The sequence below is a fragment of the Pseudomonas sp. RG1 genome (assembly GCF_025910115.1).
In the GTDB taxonomy this organism is placed as follows: Bacteria; Pseudomonadota; Gammaproteobacteria; order Pseudomonadales; family Pseudomonadaceae; genus Aquipseudomonas; species Aquipseudomonas atacamensis.
The window spans coordinates 272,564-295,204 of the sequence record NZ_JAPCIK010000019.1; the positions used below are offsets into that span (position 1 = coordinate 272,564).

The 22,641-nt window shown below is 60.9% G+C and carries 24 protein-coding genes; 14 read left to right on the forward strand and 10 right to left on the reverse strand.

Going from position 1 to position 22,641, the window contains the following annotated elements:
- Positions 1–2: 2 nt before the first annotated feature.
- The 4 genes from OK411_RS12690 to OK411_RS12705 form a co-directional block, all read right to left on the reverse strand.
- Entirely contained in the window at positions 3–1,031 is a 1,029-nt protein-coding gene (locus tag OK411_RS12690) for a transketolase family protein (protein ID WP_071171997.1), read from the reverse strand.
- Complete coding sequence (locus tag OK411_RS12695; RefSeq protein ID WP_264365022.1) at positions 1,028–1,876, reverse strand: transketolase; 849 nt, start codon at positions 1,874–1,876, stop codon at positions 1,028–1,030. Before OK411_RS12695 ends, OK411_RS12690 begins: the two co-directional genes overlap by 4 nt.
- Positions 1,877–1,893: 17 nt before the next feature.
- On the reverse strand, positions 1,894–3,192 hold the full coding sequence (locus OK411_RS12700; protein ID WP_123442684.1) for an MFS transporter: 1,299 nt from the start codon (positions 3,190–3,192) through the stop codon (positions 1,894–1,896).
- A 100-nt stretch (positions 3,193–3,292) separates the two neighbouring features.
- Positions 3,293–4,042, reverse strand: a complete 750-nt coding sequence (locus OK411_RS12705; protein WP_024012667.1) for an SDR family NAD(P)-dependent oxidoreductase — start codon at positions 4,040–4,042, stop codon at positions 3,293–3,295.
- Between the two features lie 194 nt (positions 4,043–4,236).
- On the opposite strand from OK411_RS12705, the gene OK411_RS12710 reads away from it, so the two are divergent.
- The 4 genes from OK411_RS12710 (at position 4,237) to OK411_RS12725 (ending at position 6,283) form a co-directional block, all read left to right on the forward strand.
- On the forward strand, positions 4,237–5,154 hold the full coding sequence (locus tag OK411_RS12710; RefSeq protein WP_024012668.1) for a LysR substrate-binding domain-containing protein: 918 nt from the start codon (positions 4,237–4,239) through the stop codon (positions 5,152–5,154).
- An 82-nt stretch (positions 5,155–5,236) separates the two neighbouring features.
- Entirely contained in the window at positions 5,237–5,461 is a 225-nt protein-coding gene (locus OK411_RS12715) for a DUF2188 domain-containing protein (protein ID WP_016774410.1), read from the forward strand.
- Between the two features lie 49 nt (positions 5,462–5,510).
- Entirely contained in the window at positions 5,511–6,041 is a 531-nt protein-coding gene (locus OK411_RS12720) for a hypothetical protein (protein WP_110599269.1), read from the forward strand.
- Positions 6,041–6,283 carry a hypothetical protein gene (locus OK411_RS12725; protein ID WP_122507439.1) on the forward strand — a complete coding sequence of 81 codons (243 nt, stop codon included), beginning with the start codon at positions 6,041–6,043 and terminating at the stop codon, positions 6,281–6,283. Before OK411_RS12720 ends, OK411_RS12725 begins: the two co-directional genes overlap by 1 nt.
- Before the next feature lie 203 nt (positions 6,284–6,486).
- On the opposite strand, the gene OK411_RS12730 is transcribed toward OK411_RS12725, so the two are convergent.
- Positions 6,487–7,395, reverse strand: a complete 909-nt coding sequence (locus tag OK411_RS12730; protein ID WP_264365023.1) for a LysR family transcriptional regulator — start codon at positions 7,393–7,395, stop codon at positions 6,487–6,489.
- Between the two features lie 134 nt (positions 7,396–7,529).
- Between OK411_RS12730 and OK411_RS12735 the strand changes: the two genes are divergently transcribed.
- The 3 genes from OK411_RS12735 (at position 7,530) to OK411_RS12745 (ending at position 9,794) form a co-directional block, all read left to right on the forward strand.
- Positions 7,530–8,558, forward strand: coding sequence for an alpha/beta hydrolase (locus OK411_RS12735; protein ID WP_024012672.1), 1,029 nt, complete (start codon positions 7,530–7,532; stop codon positions 8,556–8,558).
- 24 nt (positions 8,559–8,582) lie between these two features.
- Positions 8,583–9,020: a cyclophilin-like fold protein gene (locus tag OK411_RS12740; protein ID WP_260470652.1), complete on the forward strand. Its 438-nt coding sequence runs from the start codon at positions 8,583–8,585 to the stop codon at positions 9,018–9,020.
- A gap of 141 nt (positions 9,021–9,161) precedes the next feature.
- Positions 9,162–9,794 (forward strand): carboxymuconolactone decarboxylase family protein, encoded by a 633-nt coding sequence (locus tag OK411_RS12745; protein WP_264365024.1) that lies wholly within the window; start codon positions 9,162–9,164, stop codon positions 9,792–9,794.
- A gap of 39 nt (positions 9,795–9,833) precedes the next feature.
- Here OK411_RS12745 and OK411_RS12750 read toward each other — a convergent pair whose 3' ends face one another.
- A complete protein-coding gene (locus OK411_RS12750; RefSeq protein WP_264365025.1) occupies positions 9,834–10,832 on the reverse strand; it encodes an AraC family transcriptional regulator in 999 nt (332 codons plus the stop codon).
- A gap of 62 nt (positions 10,833–10,894) precedes the next feature.
- Between OK411_RS12750 and OK411_RS12755 the strand changes: the two genes are divergently transcribed.
- On the forward strand, positions 10,895–12,121 hold the full coding sequence (locus OK411_RS12755) for an MFS transporter (RefSeq protein ID WP_264365026.1): 1,227 nt from the start codon (positions 10,895–10,897) through the stop codon (positions 12,119–12,121).
- A gap of 5 nt (positions 12,122–12,126) precedes the next feature.
- Here the strand turns inward: OK411_RS12755 and OK411_RS12760 are convergent, their stop codons facing one another.
- Positions 12,127–12,750 carry a TetR/AcrR family transcriptional regulator gene (locus OK411_RS12760; RefSeq protein WP_016774418.1) on the reverse strand — a complete coding sequence of 208 codons (624 nt, stop codon included), beginning with the start codon at positions 12,748–12,750 and terminating at the stop codon, positions 12,127–12,129.
- A 129-nt stretch (positions 12,751–12,879) separates the two neighbouring features.
- Here OK411_RS12760 and OK411_RS12765 point away from each other — a divergent pair, with 129 nt between their 5' ends.
- Positions 12,880–14,097 carry an MFS transporter gene (locus OK411_RS12765; protein WP_264365027.1) on the forward strand — a complete coding sequence of 406 codons (1,218 nt, stop codon included), beginning with the start codon at positions 12,880–12,882 and terminating at the stop codon, positions 14,095–14,097.
- Positions 14,098–14,115: 18 nt separating this feature from the next.
- Here the strand turns inward: OK411_RS12765 and msrA are convergent, their stop codons facing one another.
- The 3 genes from msrA to OK411_RS12780 form a co-directional block, all read right to left on the reverse strand.
- A complete protein-coding gene (msrA, locus tag OK411_RS12770; protein WP_016774420.1) occupies positions 14,116–14,622 on the reverse strand; it encodes a peptide-methionine (S)-S-oxide reductase MsrA in 507 nt (168 codons plus the stop codon).
- Between the two features lie 124 nt (positions 14,623–14,746).
- Complete coding sequence (gene sseB / locus OK411_RS12775; RefSeq protein WP_264365028.1) at positions 14,747–15,532, reverse strand: enhanced serine sensitivity protein SseB; 786 nt, start codon at positions 15,530–15,532, stop codon at positions 14,747–14,749.
- Between the two features lie 238 nt (positions 15,533–15,770).
- Positions 15,771–17,897 (reverse strand): TonB-dependent receptor family protein, encoded by a 2,127-nt coding sequence (locus OK411_RS12780; protein ID WP_264365029.1) that lies wholly within the window; start codon positions 17,895–17,897, stop codon positions 15,771–15,773.
- A 190-nt stretch (positions 17,898–18,087) separates the two neighbouring features.
- Here OK411_RS12780 and ppk2 point away from each other — a divergent pair, with 190 nt between their 5' ends.
- From ppk2 to cydB, 5 genes are all read left to right on the forward strand, one after another.
- Positions 18,088–18,903 carry a polyphosphate kinase 2 gene (ppk2, locus tag OK411_RS12785; RefSeq protein ID WP_264365030.1) on the forward strand — a complete coding sequence of 272 codons (816 nt, stop codon included), beginning with the start codon at positions 18,088–18,090 and terminating at the stop codon, positions 18,901–18,903.
- Between the two features lie 716 nt (positions 18,904–19,619).
- Positions 19,620–19,835 (forward strand): hypothetical protein, encoded by a 216-nt coding sequence (locus OK411_RS12790; protein ID WP_016774424.1) that lies wholly within the window; start codon positions 19,620–19,622, stop codon positions 19,833–19,835.
- Between the two features lie 23 nt (positions 19,836–19,858).
- Entirely contained in the window at positions 19,859–20,248 is a 390-nt protein-coding gene (locus OK411_RS12795) for a VOC family protein (RefSeq protein ID WP_264365031.1), read from the forward strand.
- 3 nt (positions 20,249–20,251) lie between these two features.
- Complete coding sequence (locus OK411_RS12800) at positions 20,252–21,625, forward strand: cytochrome ubiquinol oxidase subunit I (protein ID WP_264365032.1); 1,374 nt, start codon at positions 20,252–20,254, stop codon at positions 21,623–21,625.
- Between the two features lie 12 nt (positions 21,626–21,637).
- Positions 21,638–22,639 (forward strand): cytochrome d ubiquinol oxidase subunit II, encoded by a 1,002-nt coding sequence (gene cydB, locus OK411_RS12805; protein WP_264365033.1) that lies wholly within the window; start codon positions 21,638–21,640, stop codon positions 22,637–22,639.
- Positions 22,640–22,641: the final 2 nt, after the last annotated feature.

Below are 22,641 nucleotides of genomic sequence, written 5' to 3' on the forward strand. Positions count from 1 at the left end.
AGTTACAGCCAGGCTTTGATCTGCGCGCAAACGGCCGGCGTCGAAATGCCGTAGCGATCATGCAGCGTCGGCAGGGCGCCGGCGTCGAGGAAGGCGTCGGGCAACGCGATCTGTCTGAAGGTGGGCGTCACGCCATTGCGCAACAACAACCCGGCCACCGCCTCACCCAAACCGCCGATGATCGAGCTGTTCTCGGCGGTGACCACCAGACGCCCGGATTTGCGCGCTTCGGCGAGAATGGTTTGCTCATCCAGCGGCTTGATGGTCGGCACGTGCAGCACGGCCACATCAATGCCGTCGGCCTGCAATTGCTTGGCCGCTTCCAGTGAGCGCATGGTCATCAGCCCGGTGGAGATGATCAGTACGTCGTTGCCCGTGCGCAGGGTCTTGGCCTTGCCGATCTCGAATTTATAACCGTACTCGTCCAGCACCAACGGCACATTGCCGCGCAGCAAACGCATGTAGACCGGGCCTTGGTGAGCGGCGATGGCCGGCACGGCCTGTTCGATTTCCAGCGCATCGCACGGGTCGACAATCATCAGATTGGGCATGGCGCGGAAAATAGCCAGATCATCGGTGGCCTGGTGGCTCGGCCCGTAACCCGTGGTGAGACCGGGGAGGCCGCAGACGATTTTGACGTTAAGGTTTTCCTCGGCGATGGCCATGCAGATGAAGTCGTAAGCACGCCGCGATGCGAACACCGCGTAGGTGGTGGCGAACGGCACGAAACCCTCACGCGCCATGCCCGCCGCAGCGCTCATCAGCAACTGTTCGGCCATGCCCATTTGATAGAAACGCTCCGGATGCGCCTTGGCGAAAATGTGCAGGTCGGTGTACTTGGACAGGTCAGCCGAGAGACCGACGATGTCCGCGCGCTGGTCTGCCAGCGCTGCGAGCGCATGGCCGAACGGTGCCGAACGGGTCGCCTGACCCTCGGAAGCAATCGAGGCAATCATCGCCGAGGTGGTCAGGCGCTTTTTCACCGGCGCGCCAGTAGCAGTCGAAGGCGCAGTGTTGGCGGCGTTGCTCATTGGTCTTTTCCTTCTTCAAGGTTGCTCAGTGCCAGGTCCCATTCGTGCTCTTCGACGCGAATGAAGTGGGTCTTTTCCCGGTTCTCCAGAAACGGCACGCCTTTGCCCATTTTCGTGTCGCAGATGATCACGCGCGGTTGCCCGCCGGGGTGATTGCGCGCGGCATCGAATGCAGCGACCAGGGCGTCGAGGTCATTGCCGTCGACGCGCTGGGTGAACCAGCCAAAGGCTTGCCAGCGATCGACGATGGGTTCGAACGAAAGAATCTCGCTGGAGTAACCGTCGGCCTGCTGGTTGTTGACGTCGACGATGGCGATCAGGTTGTCGAGCTGCCAGTGCGACGCCGACATCACCGCTTCCCAGGTCGAGCCTTCATTGAGTTCGCCATCGGACAGCAGGTTGTAAACGAAAGATGACGAGCCTTTGCGCTTGAGGCCCAGGCAGGCACCGACCGCGATACCCAGGCCCTGACCCAGCGAGCCGCCGGTGATTTCCATCCCCGGGGTGTACGCGGCCATGCCCGACATCGGCAGGCGGCTGTCATCCGAGCCGTAGGTTTCCAGCTCGTCGAGCGGAATGATCTCGGCTTCGATAAGCGCTGCGTACAGAGCAATGGCGTAGTGGCCGATGGAGAGATAGAAGCGATCGCGCTGCTCCCATTCGGGGTCCGCGGGGCGATGATTCATCGCATGAAAGTAAGACACCGCCAGCAGGTCAGCCGCGCCGAGGGCCTGGCCCACATAGCCCTGGCCCTGAACCTGGCCCATGCGCAGTGCATGGCGGCGAATGTTGTGCGCGCGCTGGGTCAGGCTCAGCGATGCAGCGTGTGCAAGATTAGTCGTCATGATGAAACTCCGTTGACTCAACGATTGACCAAAGCGGCGGGAATACGCAGGACCAGGCTGGCGCCGAGGAACAGCACCCCGGTGATGAGGTACATGCCGATGGCGCTGGAACCGGTCAGGGTGGTGATCCAGCCGATCAGATAGGGCGAGCAGAACCCGGCGAGGTTGGCGAAGCTGTTGACCGCGGCGATGCCGGCGGCCGCAGACACCCCGCCAAGCAGCGTGGTGGGCAGCATCCAGAACAACGAGGTGGCGGAGAGAATGCCGGAGGCGGCCAGGCACAGGCTGAGGATCGACAAGGTCGGGTTGCCGCCCATCATTGCTGCCAGGCTCAAGCCGATCGCACCGGCGATCATCGGCACGATCAGGTGCCAGCGGCGCTCGCGATGTTTGTCGCCACTGCGGCCGACCAGGAGCATGGCGGCGATGGCGCACAGGTAAGGCAGGCTGGTCAGGAACCCGATGTGCAGCGGGTCGGAAACGCCTGCATTACGTACCAGTGTCGGCAGCCAGAAGGTGATCGCATATTGGCCCATGACCACACAGAAGTAGATCGCTGCCAGCAGCCACAAGCGCCGGTCGCGAATGAACTCGCCGACCGAGGCGTGGGTGACCTTCTGCTGGTCGTCTTCGGCCAGCTCGCGAGTGATCAAGGCTTTTTCCTCGTCATTGAGCCAGGTCGCCTGATGCACGCCGTCCTTCAGATAACTCAGCACCAGCAGGCCGACGACGACGGTGGGCACCGCCTCGAGAACGAACATCCATTGCCAGCCGGCCCAGCCGTGCACACCGGCAAAGTGATTCATGATCCAGCCCGACAGCGGGCCACCGACCATGCCTGACAACGGAATGGCGATAAACCACAACACGGTCATGCGCGCCCGCCGATAGGACGGAAACCAGTAGGTGAGGTAGAGCAGCAGGCCCGGCGCCAGACCGGCTTCGGCAATCCCCAGCAGAAAGCGCAGCGCGTAGAACTGCCAAGCGGTTTCGACGAAGGCGAACAGCGCCGAAACGATGCCCCAAGTGATCATGATCCGCGCAATCCACACTCGCGCGCCGACCTTGTGCAGGATGATGTTGCTGGGCACTTCGCAAAGGAAATAGCCGATGAAAAACACCCCGGCGCCCAGTCCGTAGACCGTTTCGCTGAGGGCCAGATCGTTCATCATTTGCAGCTTGGCGAAACCGACGTTGACCCGGTCCAGATAGGCGCATAGGTAGCACAGCATCAGGAACGGCATCAGCCGCCAGGCCGTTTTGCGATAGGCAGAAGAACGCACGGTCGAAACCGCTTCGAGCGACAGGGTAGTCATGATGGTCTGATCTCTTGTTTTTATTGACCGCCAGGCCATCAGGCCCGGCTGCGTCATCGATCCAGAACCGCACGGGCCACGCAGGCCCGCCCAGAGTTACTCAGTGAATCAGCATGCCGCCGTTCACATCGAGGGTGATGCCGGTCAGATAAGCGGACAGGTCGCTGGCCAGAAACAGCGCGGCGTTGGCGACGTCCTGCGCTTGACCCAGGCGCCCCAGCGGAATGCCTTCGATGATGGCGTGGCGGCGTTCATCCTGCATCAGGCCGCCGGTGATGTCGGTGTGAATAAGGCCGGGAGCGATGGAGTTGACGCGGATATTGTCCGGCCCCAATTCCCGCGCCATGGCCTTGCCCAGCCCCAGCACACCAGCCTTGGCCGCGCTGTAATGCGGGCCACCGAAGATGCCGCCGCCGCGCTGGGCCGACACCGACGACATGCAGACGATGCTGCCGGAAGACTGTTGGCGCATCAGCGGAATCACCGCCTGAGACATGAGCAAAGTGCCGCGCAGGCTGACGTCCAGCACCTTGTCGTAGTCCGAAGGGCGAATATCCAGAGTCTTCAGTGGCTGGGTGATGCCGGCGTTGTTGACGAGAATATCGATGCGCCCGAAGTGCTCGATGATGGCGGCGACGGCTTGCTGAACCTGCGCTTCGTCGGCCACGTTGGCCGCCAGGCCCAGATGACCTTCGCCCAGTGCTGCGGCGGCGTCACGTGCTGCGGAGGCATCCAGATCGAGGATGACCACGCGAGCGCCGTGTTGCGCAAATGTGCTGGCGGTAGCGCGGCCAATGCCACGGGCAGATGCGGCACCGGTAATGATTGCGACTTTGCCTTGAAGAAGCATGGAGGATTCCCTCGAATTGTTTTTATTGGGTCGGTCTGCGAAAAACCGATGACTCAGCTTGTCCTCCGGGGCGAGCGTGAGCAATAACGCGGAAGTCACTCAATGCTGAAAAAAATTCAGCACTCGTCAGGCCGTTTCGCAAATGCTTGAATGAAACCTGCCGGTACATCACAAGAAATCACCACGGAGTCACCATGCGCTCTGACACTGAGGCATCGATCATCCTGCCACCGCTGAAAGCAATTCAGGCCTTCGAACAAACCGCGCGCTTCGGCAACGTCGCCAGAGCGGCGGAAGTGCTGGACCTGACACCCTCGGCAGTCAGCCATCAACTGGCGAAACTGGAAGGGATGATCGGCCGGCAATTATTCGTTCGCGCTGCTCGGGGCGTCTCGCTGACGCCGGTCGGCGAGCAGTACCTCAAGGAAGTCTCCGGGATTCTGCACAGCCTCGCCGTTGCCACCGAGCGTGCGGCCAGCGATGTCAGCCTCGATTGCCTGCGCTTGCACTCATCGCCAAGCTTCGGCCTGCTCTGGCTGATGCCGCGCCTGGAAGCGTTTCGCGCCAGTCATCCGGACATTCAGATCAACCTGTCGTGCTCCTATGAATCGCTGCACTTCAGTCGCGACAAGATCGACGTCGATATCCGCCATGGTCTGCCGAACTGGCCAAGCTATGAGGTGCGCACGGTCAGGAACGAGACGTTCGCGGTGCTGACCTCACCGAAACTGCTCGCGCAACGCCCGGTACGCGGCGCGGCGGATCTGCTGGAGTGCGATCTGATTCTGTCGGAAGCCACTCTGCTCAAATGGCCGCAATGGTTTGCCCAGCATGGTCTGGCGCGTCCGGAACGGCCTTACGCATTGAGCTTCGATCGTTCATACATGTCGCTGGAAGCCGCGAGTCATGGCTTGGGTTTCGCACTGGAAAGCACATTGCTGGCGCAAAAGTATCTGGCCGCGGGCACGCTGGTTGAAGTAGCGCCTGAATCTCTGAGTGCTGCGGTGGCTGCGCACCATCTGGTATTCCCCAAAGCGCATTCGAGCTTTCCACGGGTCAGGCGTTTTCTGGCGTGGATGGAGAGCGAATTGGGGCACGAATTCGCGTATTGAGTCGGGCTCAATTCTTTCAAACTCTCTGAACCGGCCAAGGTCAATCCATTACCGGTCACATATTCACGTCAGAGGTGAAGGAATGGATAACTACCACATCAACAAAAACCAGCAGCGCTGGGAACTGGTCAAAGAGGGCGCGCAGCGTGCGTCGAAAACGGCTGCGACCAAAGCCGAGATCACCCAGATCGCCAGCGACTACCTCCAAGACAAAACCGCCTCGCTGAAAATCCATAAAGAAGACGGGACGATTCAGGAAGAACGCACCTTTCCGCGCGCAGCCGACCCGCGAAAAACCAAAGGCTGAGCAGGCTGTTCTTTTCTGTGTTCATCGTTTCTTCAGAAGGGTCTGATTTATGGTCATTGCATGTCTGGGATGGGGCTCACTGATCTGGAAACCGGACGGTTTGCCGCTGGCCAGCGAGTGGTTTGCCGACGGGCCGCAGGTACCGATCGACTTCGTTCGCGTCAGTGACACTGGCGAGTTGACTACAGCCATAAGCGCGAACGCGCCGCCGTGCAAAGTGCTGTGGTCGGTCCTGGACGTGACCGATCTCGATCAGGCCCGTGAGCTCCTGCGTATTCGAGAAGGTGTGCCGGAGGCCAGGGAGGATGGCATCGGCAGTTTCACCGTCGGTACCTCGCCGATGGGCATGCTTGCTGAATGGGCAATTCCTCGGCAACTGGATGCAGTGATCTGGACGGCGCTGCCCGGCAGATTCAAGAACATCGAAGGCCTGGTGCCGAATGTCGACGACGCAGTTTCTTATCTGGCCGGGTTGAGCGGCGCGGCGCACGAACAAGCGCGCGACTATATCGAACAGGTGCCGGCGCAGATCGACACGCCGTATCGCCGTGAAATCATTGCCAGGCTCGGGTGGAAATAATGAGCACCCGCAGCCAGGCGCAAATTGCCGCGATCTTCGATCAGCTGTTGGCACTGCGAGAAAGTGTCGACATTCTCCAGCACGTGGAGAGCGCTAGCGTCGAGTCGCTGCGTGGCCATCAGACCGTGGACGCCCCCGAGTCGTTGGATCTGGTGTTTCAAAAGCTGCAAGAAGACATCGCCAGCATGGAGGAAACGTTGGCGACGATAGCTGAGGCTACCGGTGACGTGCCGAAGTTGTGAGGGTGTCGCGGGGCTGGCATGCAGGGATGATGTGCCTGGTCTGGCGCCTTCGCGAGCAGGCTCGCTCCCCACATTGGACTTGTGAATCGATTGATTTCCGGGATCTGACGCAAAACTCTGTGGGAGCGAGCCTGCTCGCGAAAGCGCTGGATCTGGCACTTATCCTGTTGGATGTGCCGACGTTATCGCGAGCAGGCTCGCTCCTACAACGGGGCTGGATCTCTCTCCACGCGCAACGCATCCACCACCAGTGAAAACGCCGGCGATGGTTGGCGGCGGCTGGGGTAGTAGAGGTGGAAGCCACCGAACGGTTCGCACCAGTCTTCCAGCACTCTGACCAAACGCCCTTCAGCCAGATGCGCACCGAACTCGTCTTCAGGCAGGTAGGCAATCCCCAGCCCGTTCACAGCGGCGTCGGCGATGTGCACGGTGGAGTTGAACACCAGTTGGCCGTCGACCCGCACTTTCAGCTTTTTGCCCTGCCGCTCGAATTCCCAGGCATCGACACCGTCGTAGGTCGGAAATCGAATGTCGATGCAGCGGTGTGCCGCCAGCTCGCGCGGATGTTGCGGGGCGGGGTGCCGGGCAAAGTAGTCGGGCGAGGCGACGACGGCCATGCGCAGCGGCGGGCCGATCGGTACGGCGATCATGTCCTGGGCGACGGTATCGCTGAAACGCACACCGGCATCGAAGCGGTCGGCAACGATGTCGCGGAAACCGTAGTTGATATCGAACTCGACCTTGATGTCCGGGTATTGCAGCAATAGTGGCGTCAGCTTGGGCAGCAGAGTGGTCTTGATGATGTTGTCGCCGCAGGTGATGCGCACCGTACCGGCAGGCTTGTCGCGCAACTCGGTCAGCGCGTCCAGCTCGGCTTCGATTTCATCGAAACGATGACCCACGGTGTGCAGCAAACGTTCGCCGGCCGCCGTCAGTGACACGCTGCGTGTGGTGCGGGTCAGCAGGCGAATTTTCAGACGCGCTTCCAGCGCCGAGACTACCTGGCTCACCGCCGATTGCGTCACGCCCAGTTGCACCGCCGCGCGGGTGAAACTGCCGGTGCGGGCCACGGTGACGAAGGCGAGCAGGTCATTGAAGTTGGGTTTGGCCATGGCGCAATGCTCAGGTTTATTGATTAGCAGTGTTTATAACCGCATTAAGCACTCATTAGCTAATCAAAGTCTCGAGCCTGCGCAACAATACCTTCATCCCGGCCACGCCTGGCTTCTCGATCAAGGACGCCCCCATGAAACGACTGTTCATACTGCTCGGGTTTCTCCTGAGTTCATTCACTGCATTCGGAGCTGACATGTCCCACGGTGCCGACAATTTCTTCCAAAGCGACAAGGTGACCGCGCAGAAGGTCAGCTTCAAAAACCAATATCAACTCACCGTGGTCGGCAACCTGTTTGTGCCTAAAGGACTCGACCCGGCAGCCCGCAGCGCGGCGATTATCGTTGGCCATCCGATGGGCGCGGTAAAGGAGCAGAGCGCCAATCTGTATGCGCAGAAACTGGCGGAGCAGGGCTTTGTCACCCTGTCGCTGGATCTGTCGTTCTGGGGCGAAAGCGAGGGCGCGCCGCGCAACGCGGTGTTGCCGGACATGTATGCCGAAGACTTCAGCGCGGCCGTCGATTACCTCGGCACACGGCCATTCATCGACCGCGAGCGCATCGGCGTGTTGGGCATCTGCGGTAGCGGCAGCTTCGTGATCAGCGCGGCGAAAATCGACCCACGCATGAAAGCCATCGCCACCGTCAGCATGTACGACATGGGCGCGGCCAACCGTGATGGCCTCAAGCACTCGCAAAGCCTTGCGCAGCGCAAGCAGATCATTGCGCAAGCGGCAGAGCAGCGTTACGCCGAGTTCACTGGCGGCAAGGTCGCATACACCGGCGGCACCGTGCTGGAACTGAAAGCCGACACCCACCCGATTCAGCGTGAATTCTTCGATTTCTACCGCACCCCGCGCGGCGAATTCACCCCGGCCAGCTCGACGCCGCAACAGACCACGCGTCCGACGCTGAGCAGCAACACCAAGTTCATGAACTTCTATCCGTTCGTCGATATCGAGAGCATCTCGCCGCGCCCGATGTTGTTTATTGCCGGTGCCGACGCGCACTCCCGTGAGTTCAGCGAAGAGGCGTTCCGGTTGGCGGGTCAGCCGAAAGAACTGGTGATCGTGCCGAATGCCGGCCATGTCGATCTGTACGACCGGGTCGAGCTGATTCCTTTTGCCAAGCTGACGCAGTTCTTCAAGAGCAACCTGAAGTAACTTTCAACGCGACGGAGCAAAGCGATGCGGACTTTTGCCAACGGCTGGAAGGGATTCGTACTGATGGCATGGCTGCCCGTTGCTCTGTCTGCACCGACCGCTATGGAGGCCAGCACGATGTGGATGACCGTCGGAGAACAGCGTTTTGCCATTGCTCTGGAGGACAACCCGAGTACGCGGCAATTGCTCACGCGATTGCCGCTGAGCCTGGAAATGACCGACCTGCACGGCAATGAAAAATACGCCACCGTGCAGCCGCCATTGCCCACCCAACCCTACCCGCCGGGCACGATCCGCATCGGCGATTTCCTTTTGTATGGCGACGATACGTTGGTGGTCTTCTACAAAACTTTCGATTCGTCCTACCGCTATTCGCGTCTTGGCCGCATCGACCGCCCGCAAGACTTGGCCGAAGTCTTGGGGCGTGGCGATGTGCGGGTGACGTTCACTCTGCATGAGTGAGGAGAGTCATTGATGAACCAGAAATCGTTAAATCAAGGGCGCCTTCTGCGCATCGTCGCCCTCGGCTGCGCGGTCCTTGCCAGTGCAGCCTGCGTGAATCCCCTCTGCGCCAATCCTTCCCGATCACCGGAGAAACCGATCATGAAAGAACAGCCTCTGACGCCTGAACAACTGGCGATCGCCCCGATTGCCGCCAACGCTGCAATCGGCGACATGCCGCGTTTGCACGACGCACTCAATCGTGGTCTTGATGCCGGGCTGAGCATCAGCGAGACCAAGGAAATTCTGGTGCAGCTGTACGCCTACGCCGGATTCCCGCGCAGCCTCAACGCCTTGTCATTGCTGATGAAGGTTTTGCAGGAACGCGCCGCGCGGGGCATCGAAGACGTGCCGGGACGCGAGCCGGGTCCGGTTCCGTCGGGATATGCGCTCACCGAACTCGGCACCGACAATCAGACCCGTCTGGTCGGTGCGCCAGTGTCCGGCCCACTGTTCGAATTCGCCCCGGCGATCGATCAGTTTCTGAAAGTGCACTTGTTCGGCGACATCTTCGCCCGCGACAACCTGGCATGGACGGATCGGGAACTGGCAACTGTTGGTGCGCTGGCAGCGATGGCTGGGGTGGAATCACAGCTGGAGTCGCATTTGAAGATCAGTCTGAATGTGGGATTGACGGTTGAGCAGTTGCGGCAAGTGGCGCAGGAGTTGGAGGCGCGTGGGGATTTTCAGGCTGCTGAGCGGGTGGGCGCGGGGCTGGACAAAATCCAGCGGTGAGGGCGGCTCGGATTCATTGCCGCTCTGTTAATGCAATTCTTATGGTGCGCGCTGGCGCCGACTCGCTCCCGGTGAGCTTCCCGTTATCCGCTTGAACGCACGACTGAACGCCGCTTGGGAGGTGTAGCCCAGGCGCTGCGCCACTTCTTCGATCGGCAGTCTTTCCAGGGTCAGCCACTGACTGGCCAGGCGCATGCGCAGTTCGGTGGCGTAGCGCAGCGGCGGGGTGCCGAGGGTGGTCTGGAAGCGTTCGGCGAAGACCGAGCGTGAGGTGTTGCACAGCGTTGCGAGTTCGGCGACGCTCCAGTCGCGCCCCGGTTGTTGGTGCAGGGCCAGCAAGGCCTGCGCCAGGCGAGGGTCGCGCAGGGCGGCGACGAGACCGGAGGCATTGCCGCAAGCGCATTCGACCCAGCCGCGAACAATCATTGCCGCCACTACGTCGGCAAGGCGCGCGAGAATGCCGGCAAAGCCAATGCGCGCTGCGCTGACTTCGCGTTCCATGGTCGCGAGAATCGGCATGAGTCCCGGATAGCGCTGGCCACCGGCGTCGATCAGCATAAGACCCGGCATCAGCCGACCGAGGCCTTGCAGGCTGCCGAGTTCGAACTCCATACAGCCACTGAAGAGCAGGGCGCTATCGGGCAAATCGGCGCTGTGTCCGACCTGCACCGCGCAGACCGTGTCGCCGAGCGGTGCGGCGACGGCGTTGTCAATGTCCTGCACCTCGGCGTTTGGGTGTGACAGCAACTGGTGCGCGGCACCGTGGGCGATGAACACTGCATTGCCCGCCGACAATTCGTACAGGCTGCCGTCCTCCAGTCGCAATACCGTCGATCCAGCGGCGACGAAGTGGAAATACGCATGGCCGGACTTGTCGCTAAAACCCAGACCATACGGCGGACCAGCGTGGATCCGACGATATTGCACGCCACGCAAACGCATGCTGCGCAGCAATTCAGTGATCAGGTCTGATGACAGTGAAAAGGGATCGGTGCTGCTCATGTTCGGGGTTTCGATCAAAAGTTCAAGACTGCGCATCATAGATCATCCGGTTTGCCGCCAATAGACTGCCCTCTCGAAATGTCCAAGGGAGTCTTGAAATGAATGAACGTGTAGGTGATGGGCGAACTGACGGGGAGCCGCTGGTGCCTGCGTGGATGGCGGTGTTTTCACTGGCGATGGGCGTGTTTGGTCTGCTCACGGCGGAATATCTGCCGGCCAGCCTGCTGACGCCGATGGCGCTCGATCTCGGCGTCAGCGAAGCGCTGGCCGGGCAAGCGGTGACGGTGACCGCAGTGGTGGCGCTCTTTGCCGGATTGCTCATACCTGGGTTGACGCGCAGCCTTGATCGGCGCCTGGTCTTGCTCGGTTTCTCGGCACTGATGATCGCCTCGAATCTGCTGGTGGCGTTGTCGTCCAGCCTCGCAGTGTTGCTGATCATGCGCATCCTTTTGGGCATAGCTCTGGGCGGATTCTGGAGCATGGCGGCGGCCGTGGCCATGCGCCTGGTGCCGGCGGCGCTGCTGCCCCGCGCGTTGTCGATCATCTTCAGCGGGATCGCCGTGGGTACCGTGGTGGCGGTGCCGTTGGGCAGCTATCTCGGCGGCCAGTTTGGCTGGCGCAGTGCGTTTTTCGCAGCAGCAGCGGTGGGCGTGGTGACGCTGGTCTTTCAGATGTTCACGCTACCCAGTCTGGCGCCGCATCGTCCGTCACGCCTGCGTACGGTGCTTGAGGTGTTGCTGCGACCGGGCATTGCCGTCGGCATGTTCGGCTGTGTATTGGTGCATACCGGCCATTTCGCGTTGTTCACCTATATCAGGCCATTTCTGGAAAGCACCACCGGCGTCGGCCCGCAGATGCTGGCACTGATGCTCCTTGGTTTCGGCGTGGCGAACTTTGCCGGCACGCTGTTCGCCGGCTGGCTGTTGCAGCGCAATCCAAGGGCAACGTTGGTGCTGATGCCAGTGTTGGTGGGCGTTGTTGCTCTGGCGTTGGTCGGGTTACCGGCCTCGGTCAACGGGCAGGCGTTGCTCTTGGCGCTGTGGGGGATGGCCTTTGGTGGCGTGCCGGTCGCATGGTCGAACTGGGTGGCGCGCTCGATACCCGATCAGGCCGAAAGCGCAGGCGGCATGGTGGTCGCATCGGTGCAGTCGGCGATTGCCGCAGGCGCCGCCGCCGGCGGTTCGGTGTTCAGTTTCAGCGGTATCAATGGCGTGTTTGTAGCGGCTGGAATTCTGATGTTGCTGGCCGCGCTGCTGATTGCACTGAAGGTCAATGTCGATGTGCCGGAGCCGGGTTCGGCGCCGGTGGCACCGGTGCATTTGTGATTTGATCAATCCGCCTTACGCGTGACGGCAATGTCCCAGGTTTGCATGACCTGAGTGATAGCAGCATCAATGTTATCCAGCGCGGTGTTGTCTCTGGCGAGGATGGATATGCCCTGCAGGAAACTGTCGAATACCGTCGCCATCGCCGCCGCACTTGTGCCGCTGGCCAGCTCGTCGGCATTCACAGCGCGTTCGACGCAGGCTTGAATGCCGGCACGGGTGCGCTGCCTTGAGTGGGTCAGGGCTTGCGCCACATGGGCGGTTTCCGGGCTCGGTGCGCTCATGACGCCGAGGGTAACCATGCAGCCCTTGGGGTGTGTGTCGTCGCACTGCATGCGTGCCGACTGGCGCAAAGCGGTCTCGATCGCCTGGCGTGGTGGCAGGCTGTCGTCCCACAGGCACTCGGTGACTTGCGCATAGGTGGTTAAATAACGCTGCACGCATTCATCGAACAACGCTTCCTTGGAACCGAACGCGGCGTAGAAGCTAGGTGCAGAGATACCGCCACCCAGGCCTGCCTTCAATTGGGCCAGCGATGTCGCGTCGTAGCCGTGTTGCCAGAACAGTTGCAAAGCCTGATCGACGGCGTCGTCGCGATCAAACTGACGGGGGCGACCGGTTCTCGCCATGACCTGACTCCTCATTGATTTAATATAAAGACTAGTCGATACAGAAATTGTTGACAACGCTGCGCATGCACCCTCAGGATCTAGATCGATCGGTATTTAAATCTGAGTCGGTTTTTCGAGGAGCTTCCAGTGACACCTTCAATCACGTTAACGGCTACGCCAAAAGGTCTGCCCATCGGCGCTTTGCTGGCGCTGGCCATGACTGGCTTCATCTGCATCGTCACCGAAACCCTGCCGGCGGGCCTGTTGCCGTTGATCAGTGAAGGCCTGGCGATTTCGCCGTCCATGGCCGGGCAAATGGTTACCGCGTACGCATTGGGTTCCGTACTGGCGGTGATCCCGATGACCATCGCCACCCGGGGCTGGCGGCGCCGCAACGTGCTGCTGCTGACGATTGTCGGTTTCCTGCTGTTCAATTCGATTACCGCGCTGTCGTCGCACTACGGCGTTACGCTGGTCGCGCGGTTCTTCGCCGGGGTTGCAGCGGGTTTGGCATGGAGTCTGTTGGCCGGCTATGCGCGACGCATGGTTGAGCCCGAACAGCAGGGCAAGGCGTTGGCACTGGCGATGGTCGGCACACCGATTGCGCTGTCGCTGGGCGTGCCTGTGGGTACGTGGCTCGGTGGGCTGGTCGGTTGGCGCACTACATTCGGCCTGATGTCGGCGCTGACCTTGGTACTGATCGTCTGGGTGCTGGTGAAAGTGCCCGACTACCCGCCGCAGCCGGCCCATCAACGCCTATCGCTGAGCAAAGTCTTGACTACCCCGGGCGTGCGTCCTGTGCTTGCAGTGGTGATCAGCTGGATGCTGGCGCACAACATTCTCTACACCTATATCGCTCCGTTCGTGGCGCCGGCGGGCATGGCCGAGCGGGTGGATGTGGTGTTGTTGATCTTCGGCATCGCCGCGCTGGTCGGGATATGGCTGACGGCGAAGCTGGTCGAGCCGCTGCTGCGCTCGACTGTTCTGCTGAGTTTGGCGACCTTTGCCGCGGTCTGCGTGGCGCTGGGTTTTGGCGGACGCAACCCAGAGGTGATTTATCTCGGCGTGGCGGTATGGGGTTTGACGTTCGGCGGCGCGGCGACGCTGTTGCAAACGGCGCTGGCTGACGCGGCGGGCAACGGAGCGGATGTCGCCTTGTCGTTGAATGTAGTGGCGTGGAACAGCGCGATCGCTGGCAGCGGTGTCGTCGGCGGCGTGCTGCTCGATCAGTGGGGCGTTGCCTCATTTCCGTGGGCCATGCTGGCACTGGTCGCTATCGCCTTCGCCATTGCCTGGGGTGCCCGGGCCCACGGTTTCAAGTCGGGCCCGCGCTCTGTAGAAGCTTCGGTGGTGGCGGGGCATTGAACCCCGCCAGCAGTTTCTTCAACCGCGCTTCGGCAGTTTCCAGTTAGGCCGGATGAAATGGCAAGTGTAGCCATTCGGAATCCGCTCCAGGTAATCCTGATGCTCGGGTTCCGCTTCCCAGAACGGCCCGGCCGGTTCGATTTCGGTTACCACACGGCCCGGCCACAGCTTCGAGGCGTCGACATCGGCAGCGGTGTCTTCGGCGACGGCACGCTGCTCGTCGTTGAGGTAGTAGATCGCCGACCGGTAGCTCGGGCCAAGATCGTTGCCTTGACGGTTGGGCGTGCTCGGGTCGTGGATCTGGAAGAAGAACTCGAGGATCTGCCGGTAGCTGATTACCGCCGGATCGAATTCAATCTCGATGGCTTCGGCGTGGTTGCCGTGGTTGCGATAGGTCGCATTCGGGACATCGCCGCCGGTATAGCCGACGCGGGTTTTCAGCACACCCGGATAGCGGCGCAACAGATCCTGCATGCCCCAGAAGCAGCCGCCGGCGAGAATGGCAGTTTCGGTTTGAGTGGTCATGGTGTGTGCTTCCTCTCGAGACGATGTGGGGATACCCACTGTTATGAGGGCGGGTTGAGAGAATCCAAGGTTACGCTCATCAGAATCGACCACTGGCCTGCTGATCAAGCGGCATGCAGGCGTGTCAACCAAAGCCAAATAACGAACGCAGCCTGCTCGGTGACTTGCGTTCGTAGAACGGTTTGGTCTCCCTGAGGAAGTAATCACTCAGCCCGGCTTGTCCCGTCAGCACGCGGCAAAAATCAACTGGTCCGCCATCGGGGGCTGTGTCCGCAGCGACATTGCCGGCTTCGCGCATGACCTGTTCGATATCGCCATCCGCTTCGATGCCGACGATCAAGTGCGGTTTTTCATCAATCGAGGGGTCGTGCATCAGCGCCAGGAATGCGCGTTTCACATTGGCGTGTTTGGCCAGCAATTGCGAGAGCGAATGGACCATCGTCGATGGGTAGTCCGAAGGCTGTCCAAGCAAGACGTTGGTTTCTTTTTCCACGGTACGCTGCGTGGCGGGCCGGCCGATTTCGCCTGAGAGCAGGCGTTGCACTTCCGCCGGAAGAAATTCCTTGCCGTACGGCGACTTCGGATTCAGAAAAAGCAGCGCGCCCAGCGTGATTTCGAACAATGATCGGGCGGGTATCTCCACATAGCTCTGCTCGCTGTCGATGGATTGTTGCAGCGTTGGCAGTGAGGAGAAGAACGGAATGACTGGCGTGCCATCGGGCTTCTGCCAATGGGCGATGCTGATGTTGCTGCCGGCTTCGAGATTGACATGACCTTGCGCCGCACCGGCGGTGCCGAGGATGTAGAGGGTCGAGTCCAGAAGGGTGCGATAGAACTCAGGGCTATGCGCGGGTTCGTCCGCGGCCAGCCGGAGCGATGTTTCCAGAGGGTTTTCTTGGGAAGTATCCATGAGGTCAGTCCGTTATTTTCAATGGAGAACGATGATTACCTGGTCGGTCCGAGGAGATGTGCTGTCACGATGATACTCGTCCAGAGATTCGAACCCTGCGTCGTTCTAACCAACACCACAAAGCCAACTGTGGGAGCGAGCCTGCTCGCGAAGGCGTCGTGTCAGTTGAAATAACTCACGGCTGATACACCGCTTTCGCGAGCAGGCTCGCTCCCACATTTGAATTTCGCGTTGGGTCTTATAGCAAACTCCACGAAACCCCAACATAAACCCCCATCCCTTCACCCGGGGTCGACCGCGCGGCATCCAGACCTTTGTCGTCATACCCCGGCGTGACCGTTGCCGCATAACGCTTGCCGGTCAGGTTGCGCATGTCGACCCAGCCTTGCCAGTCGCCCTTCGGGGCGTTGTAGCCCAGGGTGGCGCCAAACAGGGCGTAAGGGTCGGCGTAGTAGCTGTTGGCGTAGTCAACGGCAACTTTGGACACCAGTTGTGTGTTCACAGCGGCGAAGAAGCCCTGCGGCCAGTCGTAACGCAGTTCGCCCTGGTAATAATGCATCGGCAGGCCCGGCAGGCGGTTGTCGCCGAAGCGTTCGTCGTCGCGGTAGTGGAAGTCGCTGAAGGTGTAGGCCTGGCGCAAGCTCAACTGGCGGCCGTCGGCGGTGGTCCAGAGTTTGCTGTTGAGGCTGGCCTCGATGCCCTGGTGCACGGTCGGGCTGGCGTTGAGTTCGTACGGCGTGACGGCGTTGGCGTCCGGCAGTACCGAGAGCAGTTCGTGACGAACTTGCGCGTAGTACCAGGCCAGGCTCCATTCGCCCAGTTTGCTGTCGCCACGGCCACCGAGTTCCAGAGTGGTAGCGGTCTGGTTTTGCAGTTCGACCGGGTCGCGCTGGGTGCCGGTGGCGGCGCCGTTGCCGGCAGGGAAGCGCACGTTGGAGCTGTAGATCAGCGACCACGGGTGCGGTGCTTCGACGGAGCGGCTGAGGTTGCCGAACACTTGCACGTCGGGGGTGATCTGATAGCGCAGGCCGATGCGCGGTGCATAGTCCCAGTCGCTGAGACTGGTTTTGCCGCCGCCCTGCGGATAGGTTACGGCGCTTTCGCGGCGGGTGTAGATCGCGGCGAGGCCGGTGGTCAGCCAGAGGTCGTCGGCAATTTCCAGGTCGTTACCGAAATGCAGCACGGTATCCGAACCCTGATAGGTGAAATTACGCATCCGCGTGCCCGGGGCGTAGCTGGCGGTGTTGCCACTCGGGATGCGCACGAACTCGCTGGCGCCGTCGTTGGGCAGGTGCTTGGTCACGCGCAGGCCGACATTGCTGCGGCTTTCCATGCCGAACAGGGTGTCGCGGCGTTTGTAGTCGAAGGTGCCGCTGACGTCGGTATATGCCACCTTCAGCCTGTTGGGGCCTTCGCGCAGATCCATCGGGTAGTCGTGGTAGGCGAGGCCGGTCTGGATGCTCGAATCGTCATCGAGGTAGAACGTGGTCTTGTTGCCGATGAACGTGCTGCCGGGCTGCTTGCGGCTGTCATCGCGGGCCACATACGCCGGGTTGGCTGCCCGTGGGCTGTGTTCGATGGAATGCTTGGTCACGCGACCGGCGAGGTCGTTGTCAGTCTCGCGATAGCGGAAATAGAAGCGGGTTTCCAGATTTGGGTTGAAGCGGTAGCCGAAGTTGGCGATCAGGCCTTTGCTCTCGCTGGCGGTGTGGTCCTGATAGCCGTCGGCATTGGCATCGGTCAGCGACACGTAGTAATCGAAATCGCCCAGCACTTGCCCGGAGCTGACCTGGCGCTGCTGATAGCCATGGCTGCCGGTGGCGTAACGCACTTGCAGTTTCGGCGCGGTGTAACCGGTGTGGCTGACGTAATCGATAGCGCCGCCCAGCGCCAGCGCGCCGCGATCGAAACCGTTGGCGCCGCGCAGCACTTCGACATGATCGACCCACAACGGCTCGAGCAATTCATACGGCGTGCCGCCGGGGCCGGTGAGGGGCAAGCCATCCAGCATCGTGTACAGCCCCGAGGCGTGGGCACCGGGTGCGCGGTTGATGCCTGAACCACGGATGGAAATCTTTACGCCTTCGTTGCCCGCCGACTGCGCATACACCCCCGGCTGATAGGCGAGCACATCCTGATTGCTGGCAACGCGGCCCTGCAACGGCTGGCGCATGTCGACCACGTCGGCGCCGCCGGGAACCTGCTCAAGGCGTTGCCGCGCTTCTTCGACCGCTGCATCGTTGCCACTGCGCTCATCTGCCGAAATCAGCACTTGCCCCAGCTCCAGACCTTGGGTCTCGGCCATCACCGGGCAGGCCAGGGCCAGACCGAGCAGGGCAGTGGGCAATGATTTGGACGACGGCATCGAAAAAACTCCAGCAAACAGGGGATCGGGCAATGAACAGTGCGACGTCGGAACAAACCCAGGAAACACATGGCGACAGGGCTTTTTTGCCCGACGATGGCAAACAATCGGGCGTGAACTAACCTCACGGATCAGGGCCATCGGGTCAATAAACAAATTCAGCGGGCTGTTGAAGCGCGAGGACAGGTTCATGGCGAAAGACAAGAAGAAACCTGCAAAGGCAATCGAACGTCCACGCTTGAAAAACAAGGACTATCTGGAACAGCTGCGCAAGCTCCACGTTGAACTGGTCAAGCTGCAGGAGTGGGTCATCGCCAAAGGTGTCAAGGTGTGTATTGTTTTCGAAGGCCGCGACGGTGCAGGCAAGGGCGGGGTGATCAAGGCGATCACGGAACGCGTCAGCCCACGGGTTTTCCGGGTAATGGCACTGCCGGCGCCAACCGATCGCGAAAAGAGCCAGATGCATGTGCAGCGCTACCTGCCGCATCTGCCGGCGGGCGGTGAGGTGGTGATTTTCGACCGCAGTTGGTACAACCGCGCCGGCGTCGAACGGGTCATGGGCTTTTGCACGGAAGAACAGGCTGACAAGTTTCTCAAGTCGATCCCTTGGGTGGAGAACGCTATCGTCGATTCGGGGGTGATCCTGCTCAAGTACTGGCTTGAGGTCAGTCCGGAGGAACAGACCCGCCGGCTCGAAGCGCGAATCAATGACGGGCGCAAGACCTGGAAACTGACACCAATGGATCTGAAATCCTACAGTCGCTGGTATGACTACTCACGGGCGCGGGACGAGATGTTCAAGCATACCGACACCGATTGGGCGCCGTGGAGGGTTGCCGACTCCAATGACAAACGTCGTGCACGGCTGAACATCATCACTGATCTGCTCAGTCGCATCCCCTATGAGGAGGTTGAGCGCGACAAGGTCGAGTTGCCGAAACGGCAGAAGCCGGGCAAGTATCGGGAGCCGGATTATGCGTACAAGCGGGTGGCGGATCGTTTTTGACAGTTGTGGGGGTTTTCAAGGCTTGGCGGCCTTTAGGCCGACCAAGCTTTGGTTGGTTTGGGTGAATATCCGTTTTTTGCGGTGTCGCGGCTGGCGGTTTCGCCCTTACGGCGAGTCACCTTTTTCAGACGCCAAAAAGGTAACCCAAAAGGCTTGCTCCTACGTTCGGCCCTCGCAGGCTCGGGTTCCTTCGCTACGGGACTGATCCGGGCGCAGCGGCTACGGTTTGCTTCGCTGCACCTCCTTCCGCTGTGTTCGACTTCGTCGAACGGTCGCTGCGCTCCCACGCCCGGATCAATCCCTCCACTCAGCCTTCCGACGTCGCCGGTGGATCAAAAGCAAGATCAAAAGCACTCGAGCTTGCGCTCATTGTTGAGTGGGGCGGCTTCGCCGCGGGCAGCTGCGCTGCTTTGCTTTTGCTTTTGTGGGAGCGAGCCTGCTCGCGAAGGCGGCCTGACAGCCGACCTGTTCTTGAGGTTGTACGCGACCAACTGTAGGAGCTGCCGAAGGCTGCGATCTTTTGATTTTGCTTTTCTGTGGGAGTGAGCCTGCTCGCGATGACGGAGGAACATTCAAATTTAATTTGACCGACATACCACTATCGCGAGCAGGCTCACTCCGACAAGGTTTTGCGTATCACCCGTCCATCCGTCGTCTGCCCTGAACCTCTGTCGCGCTGTTTTTTCTACCGGGTAAGTCCCTCAGGAGATACCCGTATGTTCGATCAGCAAAAGAAGGCATCACTGGCGGCATGGCGCAGGATGGCGGAGCAGGCCGAGGGCGATCTGGATCCGGAACAGCAATATGACGAATTGCTCAAGGCTGCGGATCAGATGGAGGAGCAAGGCCTGATCACCAGTGCCGAATGGCGCCAGTTGGTGCGCGACGCTGGCAATGTTTTTACCCTGAACGAGGAACAGCCACAGCGCTGACAGCTGCCATCGGAGGACATCCCATGCTCAGTTATCTGTTTATCGGCGCCGACGATGTCGAGCGTTCGGCGGCTTTTTACAAGGCGATCCTGACGCCGCTTGGCTACCGGCATGATCGCGAAGAACACTACTGTTTCTACTTGCCCGATTGCGCCGACAAGTCCAACGGGCCCGGGAGTGTGCACATCTCGCAACCGTTCAATGGTGAGCCGGCGACACCCGGCAACGGCATGATGCCGGCATTTCGCGCCGACTCGCGGCACCAGGTCGATCAGGTGCACAAGGCCGGGCTCGACTATGGCGGTAGCGATGAAGGCGCGCCGGGCACGCGCGAGGCCTATACGCCGGACTTCTATGTCGCGTATCTGCGCGACCCCGAAGGCAACAAGTTGGCTGTGTTCTACAGCGGCTGATGGATGGAGCCTGTTGATTCGGCCCTGATGGCGGCCCGCGCCCAGTTTGCGATCACGATCAGTTTCCACATCGTGCTGGCGGCGTTCAGCATCGGTCTGGCGAATTTCCTCATGGTGCTGGAAGCGTTGTGGTTGAGGACCGGGCGCCAGGTTTATCTGGATGTCTATCGCTACTGGCTCAAAGTGTTTGCGCTAAATGTCGCAGTGGGCACGGCGTCGGGATTGATTCTGGAATATCAGTTCGGCCTCAACTGGTCGCGGCTGTCGGTGCAGGCCGGTGATGTCCTCGGCCCGCTGATGTTCTATGAAGTGATGGCGGCATTTTTCATCGAAGCGGGATTTCTCGGCATCATGCTGTTCGGCCTGAAGAAGGTTGGCCCGCGTCTGCACTTTTTTGCCACGTGTACGGTGGCGGTGGGCTCGCTGATCAGCGCGTTCTGGATTCTTTCCGCCAACTCATGGATGCAAACCCCCGCCGGCTATTCGATTGGCGCGGACGGGCGTTTCCTCGCTGAGGACTGGTGGGCAATCATCTTCAATCCTTCGTTCCCCTATCGCTTGGCGCACATGCTGCTCGCCGTGTTCATCGGCAGCGCGACGCTGATTGCCGGGATCAGCGCCTGGCAATTGCGCCAGGCCCGGGAAAACCCGCGTGCTCGCCTGCAATTCTCCATGGCGCTGTGGGTGATTGCGCTGCTGATGCCGGTGCAGATCGTTGTCGGGGACCTGCATGGCCGGCACAGTTTGCAAGCCCAGCCGCAGAAAGTGGCGGCCATCGAAGGCTCATGGACGCGCCCGCCAGAAGGCGCGGGGGAGCCACTGCGGCTGTTCGCATGGCCGGATATGCAAGAGCGCCGCAACCATTGGGAAGTGGCGATTCCGCGCATTGGTTCCCTCTACCTGCAGCATGACCTGACCAGCACCATCGCCGCGCTTGATGAGTTCCCGCCTGAGGACATCCCGCCCGTGGCGCCGGTGTTTTTCGCGTTCCGGCTGATGGTCGGGCTGGGGCTGTTGATGCTTGGGCAGGGTGTGGTCAGCCTGATCCTGCGTCGACGTAATCGCCTGTACACGGCGCGCCGCTGGCTGGGCGCGTGCGTGCTGCTGGCGCCGGCCGGATTTCTGGCGATGCTCAGCGGCTGGGTCGTCACCGAAGTGGGGCGACAGCCGTTTACCGTTTACGGATTAATGCGCACGGCGGACAGCCTGTCATCGGTGTCCAGGGCTCAAGTCGTCGGGTCGACGTGGTTGATTCTGCTGTTTTATCTGCTGATCTTCGGCATCGGTCTGTGGGTGTTGCTGCGCCTGTTGCGCGAGCCGCCACAGCAGGATCAACCCGGGCCGCAGCCCACCCTTGCCGACGAAACCGGGCACTGAGGAGTCGCAGACATGGACACCGACTGGCTGACGCTGTTGTGCGCTGCCGCATTGGCGTTCTCGGTGATGAACTACGTGGTGCTCGACGGCACCGATCTGGGCGTCGGCATGCTCATGGGCCTCACGCCTTGCAGCAAGCAGCGCAGGGCGATGGCGGTGTCGATTCTGCCGGTGTGGGACGCCAACGAAACCTGGCTGGTGCTCGGCGGCGGCGGGCTGCTGGCGTTGTTTCCGCTGGCGTACGCGATCTTGCTTCCGGCCTTGTACGTGCCTTTTATCGTGATGTTCCTCGCCTTGATCGCGCGGGCCATGGCGCTGGAGTTTCGCGATTACGCACCGAACGAACGACGCAAGCGCATCGTCGACGGCGTGTTGGCGCTGGCTTCGCTGCTGACCGGGTTGGTCCAGGGCATGGTGCTCGGTACCCTCGTGCAAGGCATCGCCCATCAGGGCGGTCAGTACATTGGCGATGGCCGCGACTGGCTGAATCCGTTCCCGGTATTTTGCGGTTTGGTGCTGGTGCTCGGTTACGTCTGGCTGGGGACGTGCTGGTTGTACTGGCGGACCCTGGATGAATTGCAGCAGCACTCGGCCCGCCAGGCCCGCGTGCTGTCGCTGGTCGTCGTGGCGTTATTGCTGGTGCTGATTGCATGGACGGCGACGTTGCAGCCGCAATATGCCCGGCGGCTTGCCGAAATTCGGCTGTGGTTGCCGGCAGGGGTCATCCTCTGTGCTCTGGGATGGGTATTCAGCAAAGGCTTTCACAGCCGCTTCGACTTCATCCCGCTGTTCGCCGCACTGGGCGTTTTCGTGCTGGCTTTCGCGGTGATGCTGGTCGCGCTGTATCCATTCATCATTCCGCCGGATCTGACTTTGAGCGAAGCAGCCTCAAGCCCCACCAGCCAGATCTTCATGCTGGTCGGATTCGCCGTGCTGATCCCCATCACGCTGGCCTACAACACCTTCGGTTTCCGCGTGTTCAGCGGCAAGGTGCGCGTTGCCAACGATGGTTGAGA